The sequence below is a fragment of the Gottfriedia sp. S16(2024) genome (genome assembly GCF_050473765.1).
Lineage (GTDB): Bacteria > Bacillota > Bacilli > Bacillales > Bacillaceae_G > Gottfriedia.
The window spans coordinates 1221605-1245704 of sequence record NZ_JBFLUO010000001.1 but is presented as its reverse complement, the minus strand read 5'-3'; the positions used below and the strand labels follow the sequence as shown (position 1 = coordinate 1245704).

The following is a 24100-nucleotide window of genomic DNA, read 5'->3' as shown; positions in this document are numbered from 1 at the left end:
TTGTATATTAAAGATTTACAAATAAAACAATACCGTAATTATGAAAACCTTGAGTTAAACTTTCAAAATAATGTTAACGTCATTATTGGTGAGAATGCTCAAGGTAAAACAAATTTAATGGAATCCATTTATGTGCTAGCTTTAACAAAGTCCCACCGAACAAGTAACGACAAAGAAATGATACGTTGGGATGAAGAATATGGTACAATAAAGGGTACGTTACAGAAAAAAAATCAGCAAGTAACACTACAGCTAATCCTCTCAAAGAAAGGTAAGAAAGCAAAGCTGAACCATCTTGAACAGATGAAGTTAAGTCAATATATAGGCGTGATGAATGTCGTTATGTTTGCACCGGAAGATTTACATTTAGTAAAAGGTAGTCCGCAAGTGCGTCGTAAATTCCTAGATATGGAACTAGGACAAGTTTCGCCTGTTTACCTACATGAATTAAGTCAATACCAGAGAATCCTCCAACAGCGAAATTCACTACTAAAAACATTACAAACCAGCCGAGATCGGAACTATTTAATGCTTGAAGTCCTAACATCTCAGCTTGTAAAACATGCCGTAAAAATAATTCAAAAACGAATTTCGTTCATCAAATTACTACAGGATTGGGCATCGCCTATTCATAGTCAAATTTCTAGAGAGACCGAAAAACTAGAAATTATATATAAACCAAGCATTAATGTATCAGATTTAACAGATTTGACGAAAATGGAAGATGAGTACATAAAACAATTCGAAGCTGAAAAAGAGCGTGAAGTATCAAGAGGTACTACATTGCTTGGTCCGCATAGAGATGATTTAGTTTTTATGGTAAATGATAAAAACGTTCAAACTTTTGGATCGCAAGGACAGCAGCGGACAACAGCTCTTTCATTAAAACTAGCAGAAATTGAACTAATTAAAGAGGAAGTTGGAGAATATCCAATTCTTTTATTAGATGATGTTCTTTCAGAGCTAGATGACTATCGTCAAACACACTTATTAAATGCAATTCAAAATAAAGTACAGACTTTTGTCACAACAACAAGTGTCGACGGAATTCAGCACGAAACGATAAAACAAGCTAATATTATAAATGTTTCACATGGAACAATTATAAGTACTTCTCGATAATAATTTATGAAATTTCTACTACGCCGCCTAATAAGCATAGCTGAAATTTACTAATTCTTTTATGTAAAATAAAAAAAGTAGGTGAGTGTTCATGACAATGGATCAAAAGATGCAAGAACATAATTATGATGAAAATCAGATACAAGTTCTTGAAGGTTTAGAAGCCGTACGTAAGAGACCGGGTATGTATATCGGTTCTACGAGCGGAAAAGGATTACATCACTTAGTATGGGAAATCGTTGATAACAGTATAGATGAAGCATTGGCTGGATACTGTGACGAGATTAATGTAACAATTGAAGAAGATAATAGTATTACTGTTAAAGATAATGGCCGTGGGATTCCAGTAGGTATTCATGAAAAAATGGGTAGACCTGCACTAGAAGTAATTATGACGGTACTTCATGCAGGTGGAAAATTTGGCGGTGGCGGATATAAAGTATCTGGTGGATTACACGGAGTAGGTGCTTCAGTAGTAAATGCGTTGTCTACTTTGCTAGAAGTTCACGTTCATCGTGAAGGTACTATTTATTATCAACAATTTTCTAAAGGTATACCGGTTGCAGATATGAGTATCGTTGGTGAAACTGATGTTACAGGTACAATTACTCATTTTAAACCTGATTCAGAAATTTTCACTGAAACGACAGTTTACGACTTTGATACATTAGCAAACCGTTTAAGAGAATTAGCATTCCTTAACAGAGGTATTCGCTTAACAATTGAAGATCGTAGAGAAAATAAACAAAAGAAAGAATTCCATTACGAAGGTGGAATTAAATCTTACGTTGAACATTTAAATCGTTCTAAAGAAGTAATACATGACGAACCAATTTTTGTTATTGGTGAAAAAGATGGAATTAGTGTAGAAATTGCACTTCAATATAACGAAAGCTATACAAGTAATATCTACTCATTCACGAATAATATTAATACACACGAAGGTGGTACACACGAGGTTGGATTTAAAACAGCTTTAACTCGTGTTATTAATGATTATGGTCGTAAGAATGGTTTAATTAAAGATCAAGATAGCAACTTATCTGGTGAGGATGTACGTGAAGGGTTAACGGCGATCGTTTCTATTAAACATCCAGATCCACAGTTTGAGGGACAAACAAAAACTAAGCTGGGTAATAGTGAAGTTCGTACAATTACAGAGCAAATTTTTGGAGAGAAACTTGAAAAGTTTTTATTAGAGAATCCGACAGAGGCTAAAAAAATAGTTGAAAAAGGTTTAATGGCGGCTAGAGCTCGTGTTGCTGCTAAAAAGGCTCGTGAATTAACAAGAAGAAAAAGTGCTTTAGAAGTATCAAGTTTACCTGGGAAATTAGCTGATTGTTCTTCAAAAGATTCTTCTATTAGCGAAATTTATATCGTTGAGGGTGATTCAGCGGGTGGAAGTGCTAAACAAGGACGAGACCGTCACTTCCAAGCAATTCTTCCTTTACGTGGAAAAATTATTAACGTTGAAAAGGCTCGACTTGATAAAATTTTATCAAATAACGAGGTTCGTTCAATGATTACTGCTTTTGGTACCGGAATCGGTGATGATTTCGATATCGAGAAAGCAAGGTATCATAAAATTATATTGATGACGGATGCTGATGTTGATGGTGCCCATATCCGTACTTTATTGTTAACGTTCTTATATCGTTATATGCGTCAAATCATTGAAAGTGGTTATATTTATATTGCTCAACCACCTTTATATAAGATCCAGCAAGGGAAAAAAATACAATATGCTTATAATGATCGACAAATGGATGAGATTATGTCGACTTTAAATGCAGTACCAAAACCTGTTATCCAACGATATAAAGGTCTAGGTGAAATGAACCCTGAACAGTTATGGGAAACTACAATGAATCCAGAAACTAGAACGTTACTGCAAGTTAACCTTCAAGATGCGATCGAAGCGGATGAAACGTTTGAAACATTAATGGGTGAAAAAGTAGAGCCAAGACGTAACTTTATTCAAGATAACGCTAAGTATGTAAAGAATTTAGATATTTAACAAGTATTTGTAAGGAGCTTTATGCTCCTTTTCTCAGGTAGATACGGAAACTAAAGGGAGGTGCCGATGTTGAGTGAAAATCAACAAATTAAAGAAATAAATATTAGTCATGAAATGCGTAATTCCTTCCTAGATTATGCAATGAGTGTAATTGTTTCTCGAGCGTTACCAGATGTACGAGACGGCCTTAAGCCTGTTCATAGAAGAATTTTATATGCAATGAATGATTTAGGTATGACAGCTGATAAAGCTTATAAAAAGTCAGCGCGTATCGTAGGTGAAGTTATTGGTAAGTATCACCCGCATGGTGACTCTGCTGTATATGAAACAATGGTACGTATGGCTCAGGACTTTAACTTCAGATATATGTTAGTAGATGGCCATGGGAATTTTGGATCAGTTGATGGAGACGCAGCGGCGGCGATGCGTTACACAGAGGCTAGAATGTCTAAAATTTCGATGGAATTAATTCGTGATATTAATAAAAACACAATTGATTATCAAGATAACTATGATGGTTCAGAAAGAGAGCCAATCGTTCTTCCTGCACGATTCCCTAACTTGTTGGTAAACGGAGCAACGGGTATAGCGGTTGGTATGGCAACGAATATTCCTCCGCACCAATTAGGTGAAGTAATTGATGGTGTTCTTGCACTAAGTAAAGATCCAGAAATCACTACACAAGATTTAATGGAATATATTCAAGGACCAGATTTTCCTACATCAGGTATGATTCTAGGTAAAAGTGGTATCCGTAAGGCCTATGAAACTGGTAAAGGCTCGATCATTATTAGAGCAAAAGTTGAAATTGAAGAAAAAGCAAATGGTAGACAAACAATTATTGTTACAGAATTACCTTATCAAGTAAACAAAGCTAAGCTTGTTGAACGAATTGCTGAACTAGTTCGAGATAAGAAAATAGAAGGTATTACTGATTTACGTGATGAATCTGATCGAAATGGTATGCGTGTTGTCATTGAAGTTAGAAGAGATGCGAACGCAAATGTACTTTTAAATAATCTTTATAAACAAACTGCTCTTCAAACAAGTTTTGGTATTAATTTATTAGCACTTGTAAATGGTGAACCAAAAGTTCTATCTCTAAAGAGCTGTTTAAAACACTATTTAGACCATCAAATTGTTGTTATTAAACGTAGAACACAGTTTGAGTTAGAAAAAGCAGAAGCGCGTGCACATATTTTAGAAGGTTTAAAAGTTGCTTTAGACCATTTAGATGCGGTAATCAGCTTAATTAGAGCTTCTCAAACGGGAGAAATCGCTAAACATGGCTTAATGGAAACTTTTAACTTATCTGAAAAGCAAGCTCAAGCAATTCTAGATATGAGGTTACAACGTTTAACTGGTTTAGAGCGCGAGAAAATTGAAGAAGAATATCAAGAACTAATCAAGTTAATTGCAGAATTAAGAGCAATTCTTGCTGATGAGGAAAGAGTTCTTGAAATTATTCGAGAAGAATTAACTCAGCTAAAAGAGCAGTATAATGATAAACGAAGAACAGCAATAGTTCCTGGAGGACTAGAAATCATTGAAGATGAAGACTTAATACCAGTGGAGAATATCATTGTAAGTTTAACTCATAATGGATATATTAAACGTCTTCCAGTTTCTACTTACCGATCTCAACGTAGAGGTGGACGTGGTATTCAAGGAATGGGTACTAATAATGATGACTTCTTAGAACACTTACTAACACCTTCAACACATGATACAATTTTATTCTTTACGAATAAGGGAAAAGTATACCGTTCAAAAGGTTACGAGATTCCAGAGTTTAGTCGTACAGCTAAAGGATTACCGATCGTAAACTTACTAGAAATTGACCGAGATGAAAATATTAACGCTATTATTCCAGTAAGTGAATTTTTAGAGGATTGGTACCTATTCTTTACAACAAAACAAGGAATAGCAAAACGTGTGCCTTTATCTGCCTTTGCAAACATTCGTACTAACGGTTTAATTGCAATTAATTTAAAAGAAGATGATGATGTAATATCGGTACGTTTAACTGACGGAACAAAAGATATCGTTGTCGGTACTTCAAAAGGTATGATGATTCGTTTTAATGAAGACGATGTTAGATCGATGGGAAGAACGGCAACAGGTGTTAAAGCAATTACTCTTTCTGATGATGATTATGTTGTTGGAATGGAAGTTGTTGAAGAGCACTTAGATATTCTTGTTGTTACGGAACTAGGTTATGGTAAGCGAACTGCACAGGAAGAATACCGAATTCAAAGTCGTGGCGGTAAAGGGTTAAAAACACTTAATGTTACAGACAAAAACGGTAAAATGATTTCATTAAAATGTGTAAGTGACGAACAGGATTTAATGTTAATTACTGAGTCTGGTGTAATAATCCGTATGCCAATTGAACAAATTTCTCGTTTAGGTCGAGTTACTCAAGGTGTTAAATTAATTAAACTTGATCAAGAAGGTCATGTTGCGACTGTAGCAATTGCCGCGAAAGAAGAAGAGGAAATTGATGAAGAAGCTGAAAATGAAGCTGAAGAATTAACGACTCTAGAAAACGAAGATGATATTGAAACAACAGAAGAATAATAGAGCAGTGATTAGTAAAGAGAGAACAAGTAGGTTCTCTCTTTTTTTGATTGTATACGGATGTGTTAAACATAGAGAATCGAGTGAAAGAATAATTGATTCTTTCATAAAACAAAATGTATCCTTAAGTGCACATCTTATTTAAATAAAAATCAAAAAAGAGATTGCCAAATATCCGTGCGCTTAATGAAGCTTAGCATTAATCAGACAATTTTGGAGCTAATCAAATTGGTTGGTATTTTCACTTATAGTACAGTGTTTTTTTAAGTTAACTACGATCAATCAAGTTAAATCGTGTAAGCACCTGAAATACTTTCTACTATATAGTATACAGTTTTATTAAAACTATTTTGGTTAGTATATCTCCATGATTTGTATTACTTTAGGTGAGAAGATAAAATGCTTAAGTTGAAGGGAAATTTAGTGAAACGTACTGTTTTATTTTTTTTTGAAATTATATTATAAAAACTATTGACCTGGGTTGTTAGATTTGTTATTATATAGAAGTCGCCAAGAGATACGGACGACAAAATGAACTTTGAAAACTAAACAAAACATGAAGTAAACGTCAATTATTAGTTTTTTGAGCAATACAAGATTTAAACTTAACTTTTATGGAGAGTTTGATCCTGGCTCAGGACGAACGCTGGCGGCGTGCCTAATACATGCAAGTCGAGCGGACTAATGGGAGCTTGCTCCCGTTAGTTAGCGGCGGACGGGTGAGTAACACGTGGGCAACCTACCTGTAAGACTGGGATAACTTCGGGAAACCGGAGCTAATACCGGATGACATAAAGGAACTCCTGTTCCTTTATTGAAAGATGGCTTCGGCTATCACTTACAGATGGGCCCGCGGCGCATTAGCTAGTTGGTGAGGTAACGGCTCACCAAGGCGACGATGCGTAGCCGACCTGAGAGGGTGATCGGCCACACTGGGACTGAGACACGGCCCAGACTCCTACGGGAGGCAGCAGTAGGGAATCTTCCGCAATGGACGAAAGTCTGACGGAGCAACGCCGCGTGAGCGATGAAGGCCTTCGGGTCGTAAAGCTCTGTTGTTAGGGAAGAATAAGTGCTAGTTGAATAAGCTGGCACCTTGACGGTACCTAACCAGAAAGCCACGGCTAACTACGTGCCAGCAGCCGCGGTAATACGTAGGTGGCAAGCGTTGTCCGGAATTATTGGGCGTAAAGCGCGCGCAGGCGGTTTCTTAAGTCTGATGTGAAAGCCCCCGGCTCAACCGGGGAGGGTCATTGGAAACTGGGAAACTTGAGTGCAGAAGAGGAAAGTGGAATTCCAAGTGTAGCGGTGAAATGCGTAGAGATTTGGAGGAACACCAGTGGCGAAGGCGACTTTCTGGTCTGTAACTGACGCTGAGGCGCGAAAGCGTGGGGAGCAAACAGGATTAGATACCCTGGTAGTCCACGCTGTAAACGATGAGTGCTAAGTGTTAGAGGGTTTCCGCCCTTTAGTGCTGAAGTTAACGCATTAAGCACTCCGCCTGGGGAGTACGGTCGCAAGACTGAAACTCAAAGGAATTGACGGGGGCCCGCACAAGTGGTGGAGCATGTGGTTTAATTCGAAGCAACGCGAAGAACCTTACCAGGTCTTGACATCCTCTGACAACCCTAGAGATAGGGCTTTCCCTTCGGGGACAGAGTGACAGGTGGTGCATGGTTGTCGTCAGCTCGTGTCGTGAGATGTTGGGTTAAGTCCCGCAACGAGCGCAACCCTTGATCTTAGTTGCCAGCATTTAGTTGGGCACTCTAAGGTGACTGCCGGTGACAAACCGGAGGAAGGTGGGGATGACGTCAAATCATCATGCCCCTTATGACCTGGGCTACACACGTGCTACAATGGATAGTACAAAGGGTTGCAAGACCGCGAGGTGGAGCTAATCCCATAAAACTATTCTCAGTTCGGATTGTAGGCTGCAACTCGCCTACATGAAGCCGGAATCACTAGTAATCGCGGATCAGCATGCCGCGGTGAATACGTTCCCGGGCCTTGTACACACCGCCCGTCACACCACGAGAGTTTGTAACACCCGAAGTCGGTGGGGTAACCTTTTAGGGGCCAGCCGCCTAAGGTGGGACAGATGATTGGGGTGAAGTCGTAACAAGGTAGCCGTATCGGAAGGTGCGGCTGGATCACCTCCTTTCTATGGAGACATCATGAACCGATGGTTCATGTATGAAATGTTTCTTCATTGTTTTGTTTAGTTTTGAGAGTTCACTCTCAACTTTGTACCTTGAAAACTAGATAATGTCATTCATTAAACTGCGTAAGTTTAATTCAATTAGTTTTAAAATTAGTTAAGTTAGAAAGGGCGCACGGTGGATGCCTTGGCACTAGGAGTCGATGAAGGACGGGACTAACACCGATATGCTTCGGGGAGCTGTAAGTAAGCTTTGATCCGGAGATTTCCGAATGGGGAAACCCACTACTCGTAATGGAGTAGTATCTTTACCTGAATACATAGGGTACTGAGGACAGACCCAGGGAACTGAAACATCTAAGTACCTGGAGGAATAGAAAGCAATAGCGATTTCCTGAGTAGCGGCGAGCGAAACGGAAGATAGCCCAAACCAAGAGGCTTGCCTCTTGGGGTTGTAGGACACTCTATACGGAGTTACAAAGGAACGGGGTAAATGAAGCGACCTGGAAAGGTCCGTCAAAGAAGGTAAAAACCCTGTAGTTGAAACCTCGTTCCCTCTTGAGTGGATCCTGAGTACGGCGGAACACGTGAAATTCCGTCGGAATCTGGGAGGACCATCTCCCAAGGCTAAATACTACCTAGTGACCGATAGTGAACCAGTACCGTGAGGGAAAGGTGAAAAGCACCCCGGAAGGGGAGTGAAAGAGAACCTGAAACCGTGTGCTTACAAATAGTCAGAGCTCGTTAACGAGTGATGGCGTGCCTTTTGTAGAATGAACCGGCGAGTTACGATCCCGTGCAAGGTTAAGTTGAAGAGACGGAGCCGCAGCGAAAGCGAGTCTGAATAGGGCGATATAGTACGTGGTCGTAGACCCGAAACCGAGTGATCTACCCATGTCCAGGATGAAGTTCAGGTAACACTGAATGGAGGTCCGAACCCACGCACGTTGAAAAGTGCGGGGATGAGGTGTGGGTAGCGGAGAAATTCCAATCGAACTCGGAGATAGCTGGTTCTCCCCGAAATAGCTTTAGGGCTAGCCTTATGTGTTAGAGTCTTGGAGGTAGAGCACTGATTGGACTAGGGGCCCCCAACGGGTTACCGAATTCAGTCAAACTCCGAATGCCAATGACTTATCCATAGGAGTCAGACTACGAGTGATAAGATCCGTGGTCAAGAGGGAAACAGCCCAGACCGCCAGCTAAGGTCCCAAAGTATACGTTAAGTGGAAAAGGATGTGGAGTTGCTTAGACAACCAGGATGTTGGCTTAGAAGCAGCCACCATTTAAAGAGTGCGTAATAGCTCACTGGTCGAGTGACTCTGCGCCGAAAATGTAACGGGGCTAAACGTATCACCGAAGCTGCGGATTGATACCGTATGGTATCAGTGGTAGGGGAGCGTTCTAAGGGCGTTGAAGCTAGATCGTAAGGACTGGTGGAGCGCTTAGAAGTGAGAATGCCGGTATGAGTAGCGAAAGACGGGTGAGAATCCCGTCCACCGTATGCCTAAGGTTTCCTGGGGAAGGCTCGTCCTCCCAGGGTTAGTCAGGACCTAAGCCGAGGCCGAAAGGCGTAGGCGATGGACAACAGGTTGATATTCCTGTACCACCTCATTTCCGTTTGAGCGATGGAGGGACGCAGAAAGATAGGGTAAGCGCGCTGCTGGATATGCGCGTCCAAGCAATTAGGCTGATGTGTAGGCAAATCCGCACATCATAAGGCTGAGTTGTGATGGCGAGGGAAATATAGTACCGAAGTTCCTGATTCTACGCTGCCAAGAAAAGCTTCTAGCGAGGAAATAGGTGCCTGTACCGCAAACCGACACAGGTAGGCGAGGAGAGAATCCTAAGGTGAGCGAGAGAACTATGGTTAAGGAACTCGGCAAAATGACCCCGTAACTTCGGGAGAAGGGGTGCTCTTTTGGGTGTATGCCCGGGAGAGCCGCAGTGAAAAGGCCCAAGCGACTGTTTAGCAAAAACACAGGTCTCTGCGAAGCCGCAAGGCGAAGTATAGGGGCTGACGCCTGCCCGGTGCTGGAAGGTTAAGAGGAGGGGTTATCCCTTACGGGAGAAGCTCTGAATTGAAGCCCCAGTAAACGGCGGCCGTAACTATAACGGTCCTAAGGTAGCGAAATTCCTTGTCGGGTAAGTTCCGACCCGCACGAAAGGCGTAACGATTTGGGCACTGTCTCAACCATAGACTCGGTGAAATTATAGTACCTGTGAAGATGCAGGTTACCCGCGACAGGACGGAAAGACCCCGTGGAGCTTTACTGCAGCTTGATATTGAATTTTGGTACAGCTTGTACAGGATAGGTAGGAGCCTGAGAAGCCGGAGCGCTAGCTTCGGTGGAGGCGTCGGTGGGATACTACCCTGGCTGTATTGAAATTCTAACCTAGAGCCGTTATCCGGCTCGGAGACAGTGTCAGGTGGGCAGTTTGACTGGGGCGGTCGCCTCCTAAAGAGTAACGGAGGCGCCCAAAGGTTCCCTCAGAATGGTTGGAAATCATTCGAAGAGTGTAAAGGCATAAGGGAGCTTGACTGCGAGACCTACAAGTCGAGCAGGGACGAAAGTCGGGCTTAGTGATCCGGTGGTTCCGCATGGAAGGGCCATCGCTCAACGGATAAAAGCTACCCCGGGGATAACAGGCTTATCTCCCCCAAGAGTCCACATCGACGGGGAGGTTTGGCACCTCGATGTCGGCTCATCGCATCCTGGGGCTGTAGTCGGTCCCAAGGGTTGGGCTGTTCGCCCATTAAAGCGGTACGCGAGCTGGGTTCAGAACGTCGTGAGACAGTTCGGTCCCTATCCGTCGTGGGCGCAGGAAATTTGAGAGGAGCTGTCCTTAGTACGAGAGGACCGGGATGGACACACCGCTGGTGTACCAGTTGTTCTGCCAAGAGCATGGCTGGGTAGCTATGTGTGGAAGGGATAAGTGCTGAAAGCATCTAAGCATGAAGCCCCCCTCAAGATGAGATTTCCCATAGCGTTAAGCTAGTAAGACCCCTGAGAGACGATCAGGTTGATAGGTCAGAGGTGGAAGCGTGGTGACACGTGGAGCTGACTGATACTAATCGGTCGAGGACTTAACTAACAAGTTTGATAATGACATTATCTAGTTTTGAGGGTACGAAGTACAACTCTATAAATCAGGTGATTATGGCAAAGAGGTCACACCCGTTCCCATACCGAACACGGCAGTTAAGCTCTTTTGCGTCGATGGTAGTTGGGGGTTTCCCCCTGTGAGAGTAGAACGTCGCCTGGTAACCAAAAACATCAGCTATTAGGCTGATGTTTTTTTTGCGTTATAAAAGATAATATTTAAGAGGAATAATACAGTTTAGTTCATTCTTTATTCATATTTTAGTTGTAAATTTTAAAGGTAAAGTAGATAAAAAAATAGTAAGTGTAAGGAGTAAAGATATGAGAGAAGAAACTAATTCAAATAAAAAAAGTGACTGGAGAAATTTTATCTCTTTAATTAAGAATGCAAACCCGCCTAAATGGTTATTTGCAATAGGCGTATTATTAAGCGTAGCCACTACTTTAGTCGGGTTACTATTACCTTTACTAACAAAGAAATTTGTAGATGGTTTTTCATTAGCATCCTTAAGTGCAGGACAAATAGCGGTTTTTGTTGCGGTACTAGTCATACAGGCCATTTCATCAGCAGCTTCTATCTATCTGCTTAGTCGAGTGGGAAATACAGTTGTTGCCAATGTAAGACACAGATTGTGGAAGAAAATGATAGTACTTCCAATATCTTATTTCGATGAGACTCAGACTGGAGATAATGTTAGTCGTGTTACGAATGACACAGCAATTTTAAAAGGGTTAATAACAGAACATATAACAAACTTTTTAACAGGAATCATTTCAATTATTGGATCTTTTATATTACTACTAGTATTAGATTGGAGAATGACATTAGTAACTTTTAGTATTATACCTGTTATTGCTTTAATATTTATCCCTATTGGAAAACAAATGTCAAAATTATCAAAAGCAACTCAAGATGAAACGGCAAAATTCACTTCATTAATAAGCCAAGTTTTTTCGGAGATTAGATTAGTAAAAGTTTCGAATGCAGAAAGTACTGAAATTACAAATGGAAACAAGGGAATTAATAATTTATTATCTTTCGGTATTAAGGAAGGGAAATTACATTCTCTAATTGGACCAATTGTTTCCTTTGTATTGATGCTTATTTTAGTAGTTATTATTGGATATGGCGGGGTTAGGGTCTCGTCAGGTGCAATAACTGCAGGGGCATTAGTAGCTTATATACTATATTTATTTCAAATTATCTTCCCAGTGACACAAATTACACATTTCTTTACTGAGCTTCAAAAAACAAAAGGTGCTACTGAAAGAATGATTAGTATATTAGAACTAGAAGAAGAAGATTATCAAGTTGGAAAAGATGAAGTTGATATGAATTTACCAATTAATATTAATAAGTTACATTTTGCATATAAGGAAGAAGAAGAGATGTTAACAAACCTTAATTTTGTGATTCCTCCAGGTAAAGTTACAGCTATTGTAGGGCCAAGCGGCAGTGGAAAGACAACGTTATTTTCACTCATTGAACGATTTTATCCTCCCAAAGATGGAGAAATAACAATTGGAAATAATCCAATTAATAGTTTCAATTTAGAAAGCTGGAGAAAACAAATAGGTTATGTTGCACAAGAAAGTCCTCTAATTGCTGGTACAATTAGAGATAACATTTGCTATGGAATTAAAAGGGATATATCTGATCAAGAATTGGCTTATGTATCGGGTATGGCATATGTTGATCAATTTGTTAATGACTTACCTGAAGGTTTTAATACAGAGGTTGGAGAAAGAGGTATAAAACTATCTGGTGGTCAAAGACAACGAATAGGTATTGCGAGGGCTTTATTAAGAAACCCTAAATTATTAATGTTGGATGAGGCAACTTCCAATCTTGATAGTAGGTCCGAATTAGTTGTACAAAATGCACTTTCCAATTTAATGAAAGGGAGAACTACTTTAATTATTGCTCATCGTCTTTCAACAGTTATAGATGCGGATCAAATTGTATTTTTAGATAAAGGGAAAATAACTGGTATTGGAACACATGATGAATTATATAGTAATCATTTAATGTACAGAGAATTTGCAGATCAGCAATTAAGGGTAAACAGTGCGGTGTAATTAAATTGAAGGAAGGTGTCTTTATGGCTAGTATTTTAATCGTAGACGATGATCCACATATTCGAAAACTATTAAATGTTTTACTTCGTGATGAGGGGTTTACTGTTTTTGAGGCTACAAATGGTATTGAAGCAATTAGTGTTTTTGAAGATAAGAAAATAGATATGTTAATGATAGATTTAATGATGCCTAAAATGGACGGATTCGAGCTTTGTCGAGAAATACGCAATGAATATGATCTTCCTATAATTATGTTAACCGCAAAAGGTGAAACCGAACAGAAAGTTAGAGGGTTTAAATTAGGGACCGATGACTATATCGTAAAACCATTTGAACCAGTCGAATTGGTTGTTCGAGTAAAAGCTTTGTTAAGAAGATCAAAAATATCTTCATCTAAAATTGTTCAAATAGGAAATTTAACAATAGACCACGGTAATTACAAAGTTCTAAATGATCACCAAGTAATCAATATGCCATTGAAAGAGTTAGAGCTTTTATTTACTTTAGCGAGCTCTTTAGGAAGGACTTATTCTAGGGAACAATTAATTGAAAACATTTGGGGATTCGATTATGCAGGGGATGAAAGAACTGTAGATGTTCATATAAAGCGATTGAGGGAAAGATTTCCCGAGAAAGAATTTGGTTTTAAAATTTCTACTGTATGGGGATTAGGGTATCGAATGGAGCTATTAAAGTGAAGGTACTGAAAAAGATTAGAGATGTTATAGGAGCTATATTATTATTAACGACTGCAATAACAATTGGAAGCGTAATTGTTCACTATTCTACTAATTACTTTTATGAACATCAGCTCACTAATTTATCAGATTTAACGAAACAAATCATAAATACTTTTTTAACCTTTCTATTATTAATGCTCGGAGGAGCCGTATTTGGTAGAATGTTTCATCATCCAAAGCAAATGAAAATGGTAAAAGAAATAATGCAGGCAATTCGAAGTATTTCAAGGGGAGAGTTTAAAGTATCAGTAGATCTTGAAAAGTTCAGGAATGCATTTGGTGGTGAAATAGGAGAGATAATAGACAGCTTTAACCATATGGCAAAGAATTTAGATCAAATGGAATACATGCGACAAGAGTTTATATCTAACGTTTCACATGAAATTCAATCGCCCTTAACATCTATTAAAGGTTTTGCTAAAGTATTACAAAATGAAAAATTACCGTTAGATGAGCGAGAGCAATATTTAAATATAATTGAGTATGAAAGTACAAGATTATCGAAGCTTAGCGATAATCTTCTAAAGCTAACTTCACTAGAATCACAAAGCCAGCCAATAGAAAAGAACAGTTTTTCGTTAAATAGCCAACTTATGTACTCATTGTTAAGCTGCGAACCCCAGATACTAGAAAAAAAAATCAATATGCATGTTGATCTTGGTAAAATTGACTTTATTGGAGATGAGGCTCTTTTAAATCAGGTTTGGATGAATTTAATTACAAACAGTATAAAGTTTACTCCTAACGATGGGGATCTATTTATCTCTGCTATACAAGATAGTGACAAGGTAGTTATACAAATTCAAGATACTGGAATAGGTATTTCTGAAGAAGATCAAGTGCATATATTTGAAAGATTTTATAAAGCAGATAAATCAAGAGACAGGACAACTAGTGGAAATGGATTAGGTTTATCAATCGTAAAGAAAATTGTCGATATGCACAATGGAATTGTTTATGTAAAAAGTGAGATCGGTAAAGGGTCACTATTTGTAGTTGAATTACCTGTAATAGCAGAGTAATGGTTTTTCATTGTAGTAAATAGAGTTTAGTAAAGTTAACTACTCTTTTTCTATAATGAAAAACATTATCTTTTTTTTATTAAAAAGTTATTGCAATCATAAAAGCATCATGGTATATTATTAAACGTTGTCACATTAAACCAATAAATGAGGCAAGAAAATAATATAAAAAAGTTGTTGACTAAACAAACTTGAATATGTTATTATAATATAAGTCGCTAAGAGAAAAAGCGACAAAGTGAACTTTGAAAACTAAACAAAACATGAAGTAAACGTCAATTATTAGTTTTTTGAGCAATACAAGATTTAAACTTAACTTTTATGGAGAGTTTGATCCTGGCTCAGGACGAACGCTGGCGGCGTGCCTAATACATGCAAGTCGAGCGGACTAATGGGAGCTTGCTCCCGTTAGTTAGCGGCGGACGGGTGAGTAACACGTGGGCAACCTACCTGTAAGACTGGGATAACTTCGGGAAACCGGAGCTAATACCGGATGACATAAAGGAACTCCTGTTCCTTTATTGAAAGATGGCTTTTAGCTATCACTTACAGATGGGCCCGCGGCGCATTAGCTAGTTGGTGAGGTAACGGCTCACCAAGGCGACGATGCGTAGCCGACCTGAGAGGGTGATCGGCCACACTGGGACTGAGACACGGCCCAGACTCCTACGGGAGGCAGCAGTAGGGAATCTTCCGCAATGGACGAAAGTCTGACGGAGCAACGCCGCGTGAGCGATGAAGGCCTTCGGGTCGTAAAGCTCTGTTGTTAGGGAAGAATAAGTGCTAGTTGAATAAGCTGGCACCTTGACGGTACCTAACCAGAAAGCCACGGCTAACTACGTGCCAGCAGCCGCGGTAATACGTAGGTGGCAAGCGTTGTCCGGAATTATTGGGCGTAAAGCGCGCGCAGGCGGTTTCTTAAGTCTGATGTGAAAGCCCCCGGCTCAACCGGGGAGGGTCATTGGAAACTGGGAAACTTGAGTGCAGAAGAGGAAAGTGGAATTCCAAGTGTAGCGGTGAAATGCGTAGAGATTTGGAGGAACACCAGTGGCGAAGGCGACTTTCTGGTCTGTAACTGACGCTGAGGCGCGAAAGCGTGGGGAGCAAACAGGATTAGATACCCTGGTAGTCCACGCTGTAAACGATGAGTGCTAAGTGTTAGAGGGTTTCCGCCCTTTAGTGCTGAAGTTAACGCATTAAGCACTCCGCCTGGGGAGTACGGTCGCAAGACTGAAACTCAAAGGAATTGACGGGGGCCCGCACAAGTGGTGGAGCATGTGGTTTAATTCGAAGCAACGCGAAGAACCTTACCAGGTCTTGACATCCTCTGACAACCCTAGAGATAGGGCTTTCCCTTCGGGGACAGAGTGACAGGTGGTGCATGGTTGTCGTCAGCTCGTGTCGTGAGATGTTGGGTTAAGTCCCGCAACGAGCGCAACCCTTGATCTTAGTTGCCAGCATTTAGTTGGGCACTCTAAGGTGACTGCCGGTGACAAACCGGAGGAAGGTGGGGATGACGTCAAATCATCATGCCCCTTATGACCTGGGCTACACACGTGCTACAATGGATAGTACAAAGGGTTGCAAGACCGCGAGGTGGAGCTAATCCCATAAAACTATTCTCAGTTCGGATTGTAGGCTGCAACTCGCCTACATGAAGCCGGAATCACTAGTAATCGCGGATCAGCATGCCGCGGTGAATACGTTCCCGGGCCTTGTACACACCGCCCGTCACACCACGAGAGTTTGTAACACCCGAAGTCGGTGGGGTAACCTTTTAGGGGCCAGCCGCCTAAGGTGGGACAGATGATTGGGGTGAAGTCGTAACAAGGTAGCCGTATCGGAAGGTGCGGCTGGATCACCTCCTTTCTATGGAGACATCATGAACCGATGGTTCATGTATGAAATGTTTCTTCATTGTTTTGTTTAGTTTTGAGAGTTCACTCTCAACTTTGTACCTTGAAAACTAGATAATGTCATTCATTAAACTGCGTAAGTTTAATTCAATTAGTTTTAAAATTAGTTAAGTTAGAAAGGGCGCACGGTGGATGCCTTGGCACTAGGAGTCGATGAAGGACGGGACTAACACCGATATGCTTCGGGGAGCTGTAAGTAAGCTTTGATCCGGAGATTTCCGAATGGGGAAACCCACTACTCGTAATGGAGTAGTATCTTTACCTGAATACATAGGGTACTGAGGACAGACCCAGGGAACTGAAACATCTAAGTACCTGGAGGAATAGAAAGCAATAGCGATTTCCTGAGTAGCGGCGAGCGAAACGGAAGATAGCCCAAACCAAGAGGCTTGCCTCTTGGGGTTGTAGGACACTCTATACGGAGTTACAAAGGAACGGGGTAAATGAAGCGACCTGGAAAGGTCCGTCAAAGAAGGTAAAAACCCTGTAGTTGAAACCTCGTTCCCTCTTGAGTGGATCCTGAGTACGGCGGAACACGTGAAATTCCGTCGGAATCTGGGAGGACCATCTCCCAAGGCTAAATACTACCTAGTGACCGATAGTGAACCAGTACCGTGAGGGAAAGGTGAAAAGCACCCCGGAAGGGGAGTGAAAGAGAACCTGAAACCGTGTGCTTACAAATAGTCAGAGCTCGTTAACGAGTGATGGCGTGCCTTTTGTAGAATGAACCGGCGAGTTACGATCCCGTGCAAGGTTAAGTTGAAGAGACGGAGCCGCAGCGAAAGCGAGTCTGAATAGGGCGATATAGTACGTGGTCGTAGACCCGAAACCGAGTGATCTACCCATGTCCAGGATGAAGTTCAGGTAACACTGAATGGAGGTCCGAACCCACGCACGTTGAAAAGTGCGGGGATGAGGTGTGGGTAGCGGAGAAATTCCAATCGAACTCGGAGATAGCTGGTTCTCCCCGAAATAGCTTTAGGGCTAGCCTTATGTGTTAGAGTCTTGGAGGTAGAGCACTGATTGGACTAGGGGCCCCCAACGGGTTACCGAATTCAGTCAAACTCCGAATGCCAATGACTTATCCATAGGAGTCAGACTACGAGTGATAAGATCCGTGGTCAAGAGGGAAACAGCCCAGACCGCCAGCTAAGGTCCCAAAGTATACGTTAAGTGGAAAAGGATGTGGAGTTGCTTAGACAACCAGGATGTTGGCTTAGAAGCAGCCACCATTTAAAGAGTGCGTAATAGCTCACTGGTCGAGTGACTCTGCGCCGAAAATGTAACGGGGCTAAACGTATCACCGAAGCTGCGGATTGATACCGTATGGTATCAGTGGTAGGGGAGCGTTCTAAGGGCGTTGAAGCTAGATCGTAAGGACTGGTGGAGCGCTTAGAAGTGAGAATGCCGGTATGAGTAGCGAAAGACGGGTGAGAATCCCGTCCACCGTATGCCTAAGGTTTCCTGGGGAAGGCTCGTCCTCCCAGGGTTAGTCAGGACCTAAGCCGAGGCCGAAAGGCGTAGGCGATGGACAACAGGTTGATATTCCTGTACCACCTCATTTCCGTTTGAGCGATGGAGGGACGCAGAAAGATAGGGTAAGCGCGCTGCTGGATATGCGCGTCCAAGCAATTAGGCTGATGTGTAGGCAAATCCGCACATCATAAGGCTGAGTTGTGATGGCGAGGGAAATATAGTACCGAAGTTCCTGATTCTACGCTGCCAAGAAAAGCTTCTAGCGAGGAAATAGGTGCCTGTACCGCAAACCGACACAGGTAGGCGAGGAGAGAATCCTAAGGTGAGCGAGAGAACTATGGTTAAGGAACTCGGCAAAATGACCCCGTAACTTCGGGAGAAGGGGTGCTCTTTTGGGTGTATGCCCGGGAGAGCCGCAGTGAAAAGGCCCAAGCGACTGTTTAGCAAAAACACAGGTCTCTGCGAAGCCGCAAGGCGAAGTATAGGGGCTGACGCCTGCCCGGTGCTGGAAGGTTAAGAGGAGGGGTTATCCCTTACGGGAGAAGCTCTGAATTGAAGCCCCAGTAAACGGCGGCCGTAACTATAACGGTCCTAAGGTAGCGAAATTCCTTGTCGGGTAAGTTCCGACCCGCACGAAAGGCGTAACGATTTGGGCACTGTCTCAACCATAGACTCGGTGAAATTATAGTACCTGTGAAGATGCAGGTTACCCGCGACAGGACGGAAAGACCCCGTGGAGCTTTACTGCAGCTTGATATTGAATTTTGGTACAGCTTGTACAGGATAGGTAGGAGCCTGAGAAGCCGGAGCGCTAGCTTCGGTGGAGGCGTCGGTGGGATACTACCCTGGCTGTATTGAAATTCTAACCTAGAGCCGTTATCCGGCTCGGAGACAGTGTCAGGTGGGCAGTTTGACTGGGGCGGTCGCCTCCTAAAGAGTAACGGAGGCGCCCAAAGGTTCCCTCAGAATGGTTGGAAATCATTCGAAGAGTGTAAAGGCATAAGGGAGCTTGACTGCGAGACCTACAAGTCGAGCAGGGACGAAAGTCGGGCTTAGTGATCCGGTGGTTCCGCATGGAAGGGCCATCGCTCAACGGATAAAAGCTACCCCGGGGATAACAGGCTTATCTCCCCCAAGAGTCCACATCGACGGGGAGGTTTGGCACCTCGATGTCGGCTCATCGCATCCTGGGGCTGTAGTCGGTCCCAAGGGTTGGGCTGTTCGCCCATTAAAGCGGTACGCGAGCTGGGTTCAGAACGTCGTGAGACAGTTCGGTCCCTATCCGTCGTGGGCGCAGGAAATTTGAGAGGAGCTGTCCTTAGTACGAGAGGACCGGGATGGACACACCGCTGGTGTACCAGTTGTTCTGCCAAGAGCATGGCTGGGTAGCTATGTGTGGAAGGGATAAGTGCTGAAAGCATCTAAGCATGAAGCCCCCCTCAAGATGAGATTTCCCATAGCGTTAAGCTAGTAAGACCCCTGAGAGACGATCAGGTTGATAGGTCAGAGGTGGAAGCGTGGTGACACGTGGAGCTGACTGATACTAATCGGTCGAGGACTTAACTAACAAGTTTGATAATGACATTATCTAGTTTTGAGGGTACGAAGTACATCTCTATAAATCAGGTGATTATGGCAAAGAGGTCACACCCGTTCCCATACCGAACACGGCAGTTAAGCTCTTTTGCGTCGATGGTAGTTGGGGGTTTCCCCCTGTGAGAGTAGAACGTCGCCTGGTAACTAAAAACATCAGCTATTAGGCTGATGTTTTTTGGTTTATTATGTAGTTAAAAAACGATGAATTAAATAAGGAATTTTTTGTTCTGTTGTTGTTAAAAATTGGTGTATTAAAGGATAATCATCAGTAGAATAGGTCTGTAAAAGTTCACACCACCAGTCAGTTTCGTAGCGACAAATCATACTCAAATTATATAAAAGTAGATAGTGGTAAAGAATTTCGGGTAATAATAAAAGCGCTTCCTTTTGTGACTTTAAAAAATAACTTTGATTTAATATATTAAAATAAAATGGCGCTTTACTTAAAGTTTTATCAGGAAAATTTGATTTAATTTTAATTTGCTTTTGATTCTGTTCAACAATTACAATATCTATTGAAGCTTGCTTTGATTGAAGAAATGAAATAAAACGTTCTGAAGTAAAATGATAGGATGACAAAATTTGTTCAGGTATAGTGATTACATCATTATCAACAGTAATTGGAAGAAATAAGTTTCCTTTTTTGGTAATTTTAAGGATTTTTCCTAATTCTGGTATTGATTGTAAAAGCTGGAGCATTGTAAACTTTTCACTTTCTAAATTATTAAGTTTAAATAATACTTTAGAAGCATGTGTAAATAATCCATTTTTTTGGATTTTAACTTCGTCATCAACAAAAGAGTATCCTACTTTTTTTATTTTTCTTGAGGTAACACCATGAGCCAGAATTGAAGTGGTACTCGGATAATCAGGATCTACGGTGAGGATGCAAGCCTTTAATAATTGTACAAGCCCATAAAACAGTAATGTAGGTTTTACATTAATTTGAGAATTTTGAGCTGCATGAAAATAACTTTTCCCGTGCTCAATATAATATAAAAATGGATAAGCATTACGGAAAGCCTTTGTTTTTTGTTCTTTGGAATTAGTTCGTTCATATTTTGTTTGAAGATAGTTTTTTGAATACTGTGCAGAGCTAAAATAACATAGCTCATCCCATACATTACTATTCGAATATAACATAAGAGAGGAACTCCTTATTAACTGAATATTTAAACATAATTTGACTTCCTTGACAGTGTTTTATCCTATTGTTAATCTACTAATAATATTTATACGTGTATAGGGGGGCTTTTTTATGTGGGAATCAAAATTCGTAAAAGAAGGACTTACTTTTGATGATGTATTACTAGTTCCAGCGAAATCTGAAGTACTTCCAAACCAAGTTGATGTAAGTGTGAGATTAACTGAGAAAATTCAATTAAATATTCCATTAATCAGCGCAGGAATGGATACAGTTACAGAAGCAGATATGGCTATTGCAATGGCTAGACAAGGTGGATTAGGTATCATCCACAAAAATATGTCAATTGAAGATCAAGCTGAACAGGTAGACAAAGTAAAGCGTTCTGAAAGTGGTGTAATTGATGATCCATTTTTCTTAACACCATCTCATAAAGTTGCAGACGCTGAATATTTAATGGGTAAATATCGTATTTCAGGTGTTCCGATCGTAAACGATACAGAGAATAGAAAATTAGTAGGTATTTTAACAAATCGTGACTTACGTTTTATACAAGATTATTCAATTGTTATTTCAGATGTTATGACAAAAGAAAATCTAGTAACTGCTCCTGTTGGTACTACACTTGCAGAAGCAGAAAAAATTCTTCAAAAACATAAAATTGAAAAGCTACCCCTAGTTAATGAAGACGGTACTTTAAAGGGCCTAATTACAATTAAGGATATTGAAAAAGTAATTGAATTTCCAAACTCAGCGAAAGATCAACAAGGACGATTACTTGTAGGTGCAGCTGTAGGAGTAACAAAAGATGCACTTCAAAGAGTAGAGTTTTTAGTGAAAGCTAACGTCGATGTAATTGTAATTGATACAGCACATGGTCACTCTAAAGGCGTTATTGAAAAAGTAAAAGAAATTAGAAGTAGATTCCCAGAACTAGCAATAATCGCTGGTAACGTTGCTACAGGTGAAGCAACTAAAGAACTTATTGAAGCTGGAGCAGATATCGTAAAAGTTGGTATTGGACCAGGTTCGATCTGTACTACTCGAGTTGTTGCTGGTGTAGGTGTTCCTCAACTAACTGCAGTTTATGACTGTGCTTCTGTTGCTAGAGAGTACGGAGTTCCTATTATTGCCGATGGTGGTATTAAGTACTCAGGAGATATCGTTAAAGCTCTTGCAGCTGGTGGGCATGTAGTTATGTTAGGAAGCATGTTTGCTGGTGTACAAGAAAGTCCTGGTGAAACAGAAATCTTCCAAGGTAGACAATTTAAAGTTTATCGTGGTATGGGTTCTGTTGGAGCAATGGAAAGAGGAAGTAAAGATCGTTATTTCCAAGAAGGTAATAAGAAACTAGTTCCTGAAGGTATTGAAGGACGTGTTCCATATAAAGGCCCATTAGCTGATACAGTTCACCAATTAATCGGTGGAATTAGAGCAGGTATGGGTTACTGTGGTACTGCTACATTAAATGAATTAAGAGATAACGCACAGTTTATTCGTATGTCAGGTGCAGGATTACGTGAAAGTCATCCGCACGACGTTCATATTACAAAAGAGGCACCAAATTACTCACTTTAATAATTTAAGCAATCTACCTAGGGCAATTACAAGAAATTGTAGTTGCCTATTTTTTGGGAAATAATTGTGTTAAAATGAACAAGTGAAATTAATGGTTGGAGGTAAGACAGTGATTGGAAAGAAAATACTAACAAAATTGATAGTAATAGCATTAGCGATAACGATAATTATCCCAATGAATTTACGACCAGCTGCTGCAGAGGACGTTTTAGACATTAAAGCTAAAGCTGCGATTTTAGTTGATGCAAATTCAGGGAAAATATTATATGAAAAAAATTCAAACGCTCCATTACCGATTGCAAGTATGTCTAAAATGATGACAGAGTATCTAGTTAATGAAGCAGTAAAAACTGGGAAAATCTCTTGGGACGATAAAGTAACTGTTTCTGATTATGCTCATAAAATCTCTCAAAACACTGGATTATCTAACGTACCACTTGAATTAGGTGGTCAATATACAGTAAAAGAACTATATGAAGCAGCTGCTATTTATTCAGCAAACGGTGCGACAATTGCACTAGCAGAAAAAATTGGTGGATCAGAGAAAAACTTCGTCCAATTAATGAACGATAAAGCAAAGAAACTTGGCCTAGGAGACGTTAAATTTGTTAATGCTACTGGTTTAGTAAATAAAGACTTACAAGGTATGCAACCAGAGGGAACTGCCCTTACAGATGAAAATATTATGTCAGCAAACGGTGTTGCAAAATTAGCTTATAATCTAATTAAAACATATCCTGAAGTACTTCAAACTTCTTCAATTCCAAAGAAAACATTCCAAGAAGGTGGAAAGTATCCAGTAAAAATGGATAACTGGAACTGGATGTTACCAGGATTAGTATTTCAGTACCCAGGTATGGATGGATTAAAAACAGGTTCAACGGATTCAGCTGGATTCTGTTTTACTGGAACTGCTAAAAGAGATGGTCAACGTTATATTACAGTTGTAATGGGGGCAAATTCTTATAACTCTAGATTCAGTGAAACGGCTAAATTAATGGATTACGGGTTCAGTAACTTCGAAAAGGTTACATTGGTATCAAAAGGTCAAACAGTAAAAGGTAATAAAACAGTAAAAGTAGTTAAAGGTAAAGATAAAGAAGTAAAAGTAGTAGCAAAAGACGATGTTACTTTAGCTGTAAAACGCGGTGAAGCTAAAAATTATAAAGCAACTGTCCAATTATCAGGTAAGTCAATCGATAAGAATGGCAATATTAAAGCTCCAATTAAAAAAGGTACAAAGGTTGGACAAATTGTGGTTAAATCTTCAAAGAATGAAGATTTAGGATTTATCAATACTAATAATCAGTCATTTGATTTAGTAGTTGATAAAAGTGTTGATAAAGCAAATTGGTTAGTTCTATCATTTAGAGGAATTGGATCATTTTTCGGGAATTTATGGGATAGCATCGTAGGCGGAATTGGTGGTTTATTTAAATAAATTTCTATATAAGTATATCAGTAATTGTTAAGTTGTCGTTTTTTCAGTAAAATAAAAGTAAGGTAACTTTAACTAGGGGATAAGAAATACTAAAATGTTACCAAGTAAGCTTTAATAATGGAGGGGCATA

9 protein-coding genes and 6 rRNA genes are annotated in these 24100 nt (G+C 40.5%); 14 read left to right on the top strand and 1 reads right to left on the bottom strand.

Annotated features, from left to right (window positions below; genetic code table 11):
• From recF to rrf (AB1282_RS05890), 12 genes are all read left to right on the top strand, one after another.
• On the top strand, positions 1-1122 hold the full coding sequence (recF, locus tag AB1282_RS05945; protein ID WP_429898695.1) for a DNA replication/repair protein RecF: 1122 nt from the start codon (positions 1-3) through the stop codon (positions 1120-1122).
• 97 nt (positions 1123-1219) lie between these two features.
• Positions 1220-3139, top strand: coding sequence for a DNA topoisomerase (ATP-hydrolyzing) subunit B (gyrB, locus tag AB1282_RS05940; RefSeq protein WP_056467295.1), 1920 nt, complete (start codon positions 1220-1222; stop codon positions 3137-3139).
• Between the two features lie 69 nt (positions 3140-3208).
• Positions 3209-5719: a DNA gyrase subunit A gene (gene gyrA, locus AB1282_RS05935; protein WP_056467292.1), complete on the top strand. Its 2511-nt coding sequence runs from the start codon at positions 3209-3211 to the stop codon at positions 5717-5719.
• Between the two features lie 611 nt (positions 5720-6330).
• Positions 6331-7880: ribosomal RNA gene (locus tag AB1282_RS05930) — 16S ribosomal RNA — on the top strand.
• 152 nt (positions 7881-8032) lie between these two features.
• Positions 8033-10970 (top strand): 23S ribosomal RNA (locus AB1282_RS05925).
• A 55-nt stretch (positions 10971-11025) separates the two neighbouring features.
• A 5S ribosomal RNA gene (gene rrf / locus AB1282_RS05920) occupies positions 11026-11141 on the top strand.
• Together the 16S, 23S and 5S rRNA genes form the textbook arrangement of a ribosomal RNA operon.
• A gap of 158 nt (positions 11142-11299) precedes the next feature.
• The gene (locus tag AB1282_RS05915; RefSeq protein WP_429898694.1) at positions 11300-13057 is read left to right on the top strand and encodes an ABC transporter ATP-binding protein; all 1758 of its coding nucleotides are present in this window, start codon (positions 11300-11302) and stop codon (positions 13055-13057) included.
• A gap of 23 nt (positions 13058-13080) precedes the next feature.
• Positions 13081-13755, top strand: coding sequence for a response regulator transcription factor (locus tag AB1282_RS05910; RefSeq protein WP_056468422.1), 675 nt, complete (start codon positions 13081-13083; stop codon positions 13753-13755).
• Positions 13752-14819: a HAMP domain-containing sensor histidine kinase gene (locus AB1282_RS05905; RefSeq protein ID WP_429898693.1), complete on the top strand. Its 1068-nt coding sequence runs from the start codon at positions 13752-13754 to the stop codon at positions 14817-14819. Before AB1282_RS05910 ends, AB1282_RS05905 begins: the two co-directional genes overlap by 4 nt.
• A 318-nt stretch (positions 14820-15137) precedes the next feature.
• Positions 15138-16688 (top strand): 16S ribosomal RNA (locus tag AB1282_RS05900).
• A 152-nt stretch (positions 16689-16840) separates the two neighbouring features.
• Positions 16841-19778, top strand: a 23S ribosomal RNA gene (locus AB1282_RS05895).
• A 55-nt stretch (positions 19779-19833) separates the two neighbouring features.
• A 5S ribosomal RNA gene (gene rrf, locus AB1282_RS05890) occupies positions 19834-19949 on the top strand.
• A 41-nt stretch (positions 19950-19990) separates the two neighbouring features.
• Here rrf (AB1282_RS05890) and AB1282_RS05885 read toward each other — a convergent pair.
• Positions 19991-20950: a YaaC family protein gene (locus tag AB1282_RS05885; protein WP_056471247.1), complete on the bottom strand. Its 960-nt coding sequence runs from the start codon at positions 20948-20950 to the stop codon at positions 19991-19993.
• A 115-nt stretch (positions 20951-21065) separates the two neighbouring features.
• Here AB1282_RS05885 and guaB point away from each other — a divergent pair, with 115 nt between their 5' ends.
• Both guaB and AB1282_RS05875 read left to right on the top strand, forming a co-directional pair.
• Positions 21066-22529, top strand: coding sequence for an IMP dehydrogenase (gene guaB / locus AB1282_RS05880; protein WP_056471244.1), 1464 nt, complete (start codon positions 21066-21068; stop codon positions 22527-22529).
• 91 nt (positions 22530-22620) lie between these two features.
• Positions 22621-23970 (top strand): serine hydrolase, encoded by a 1350-nt coding sequence (locus tag AB1282_RS05875; protein WP_056471241.1) that lies wholly within the window; start codon positions 22621-22623, stop codon positions 23968-23970.
• Positions 23971-24100: the final 130 nt, after the last annotated feature.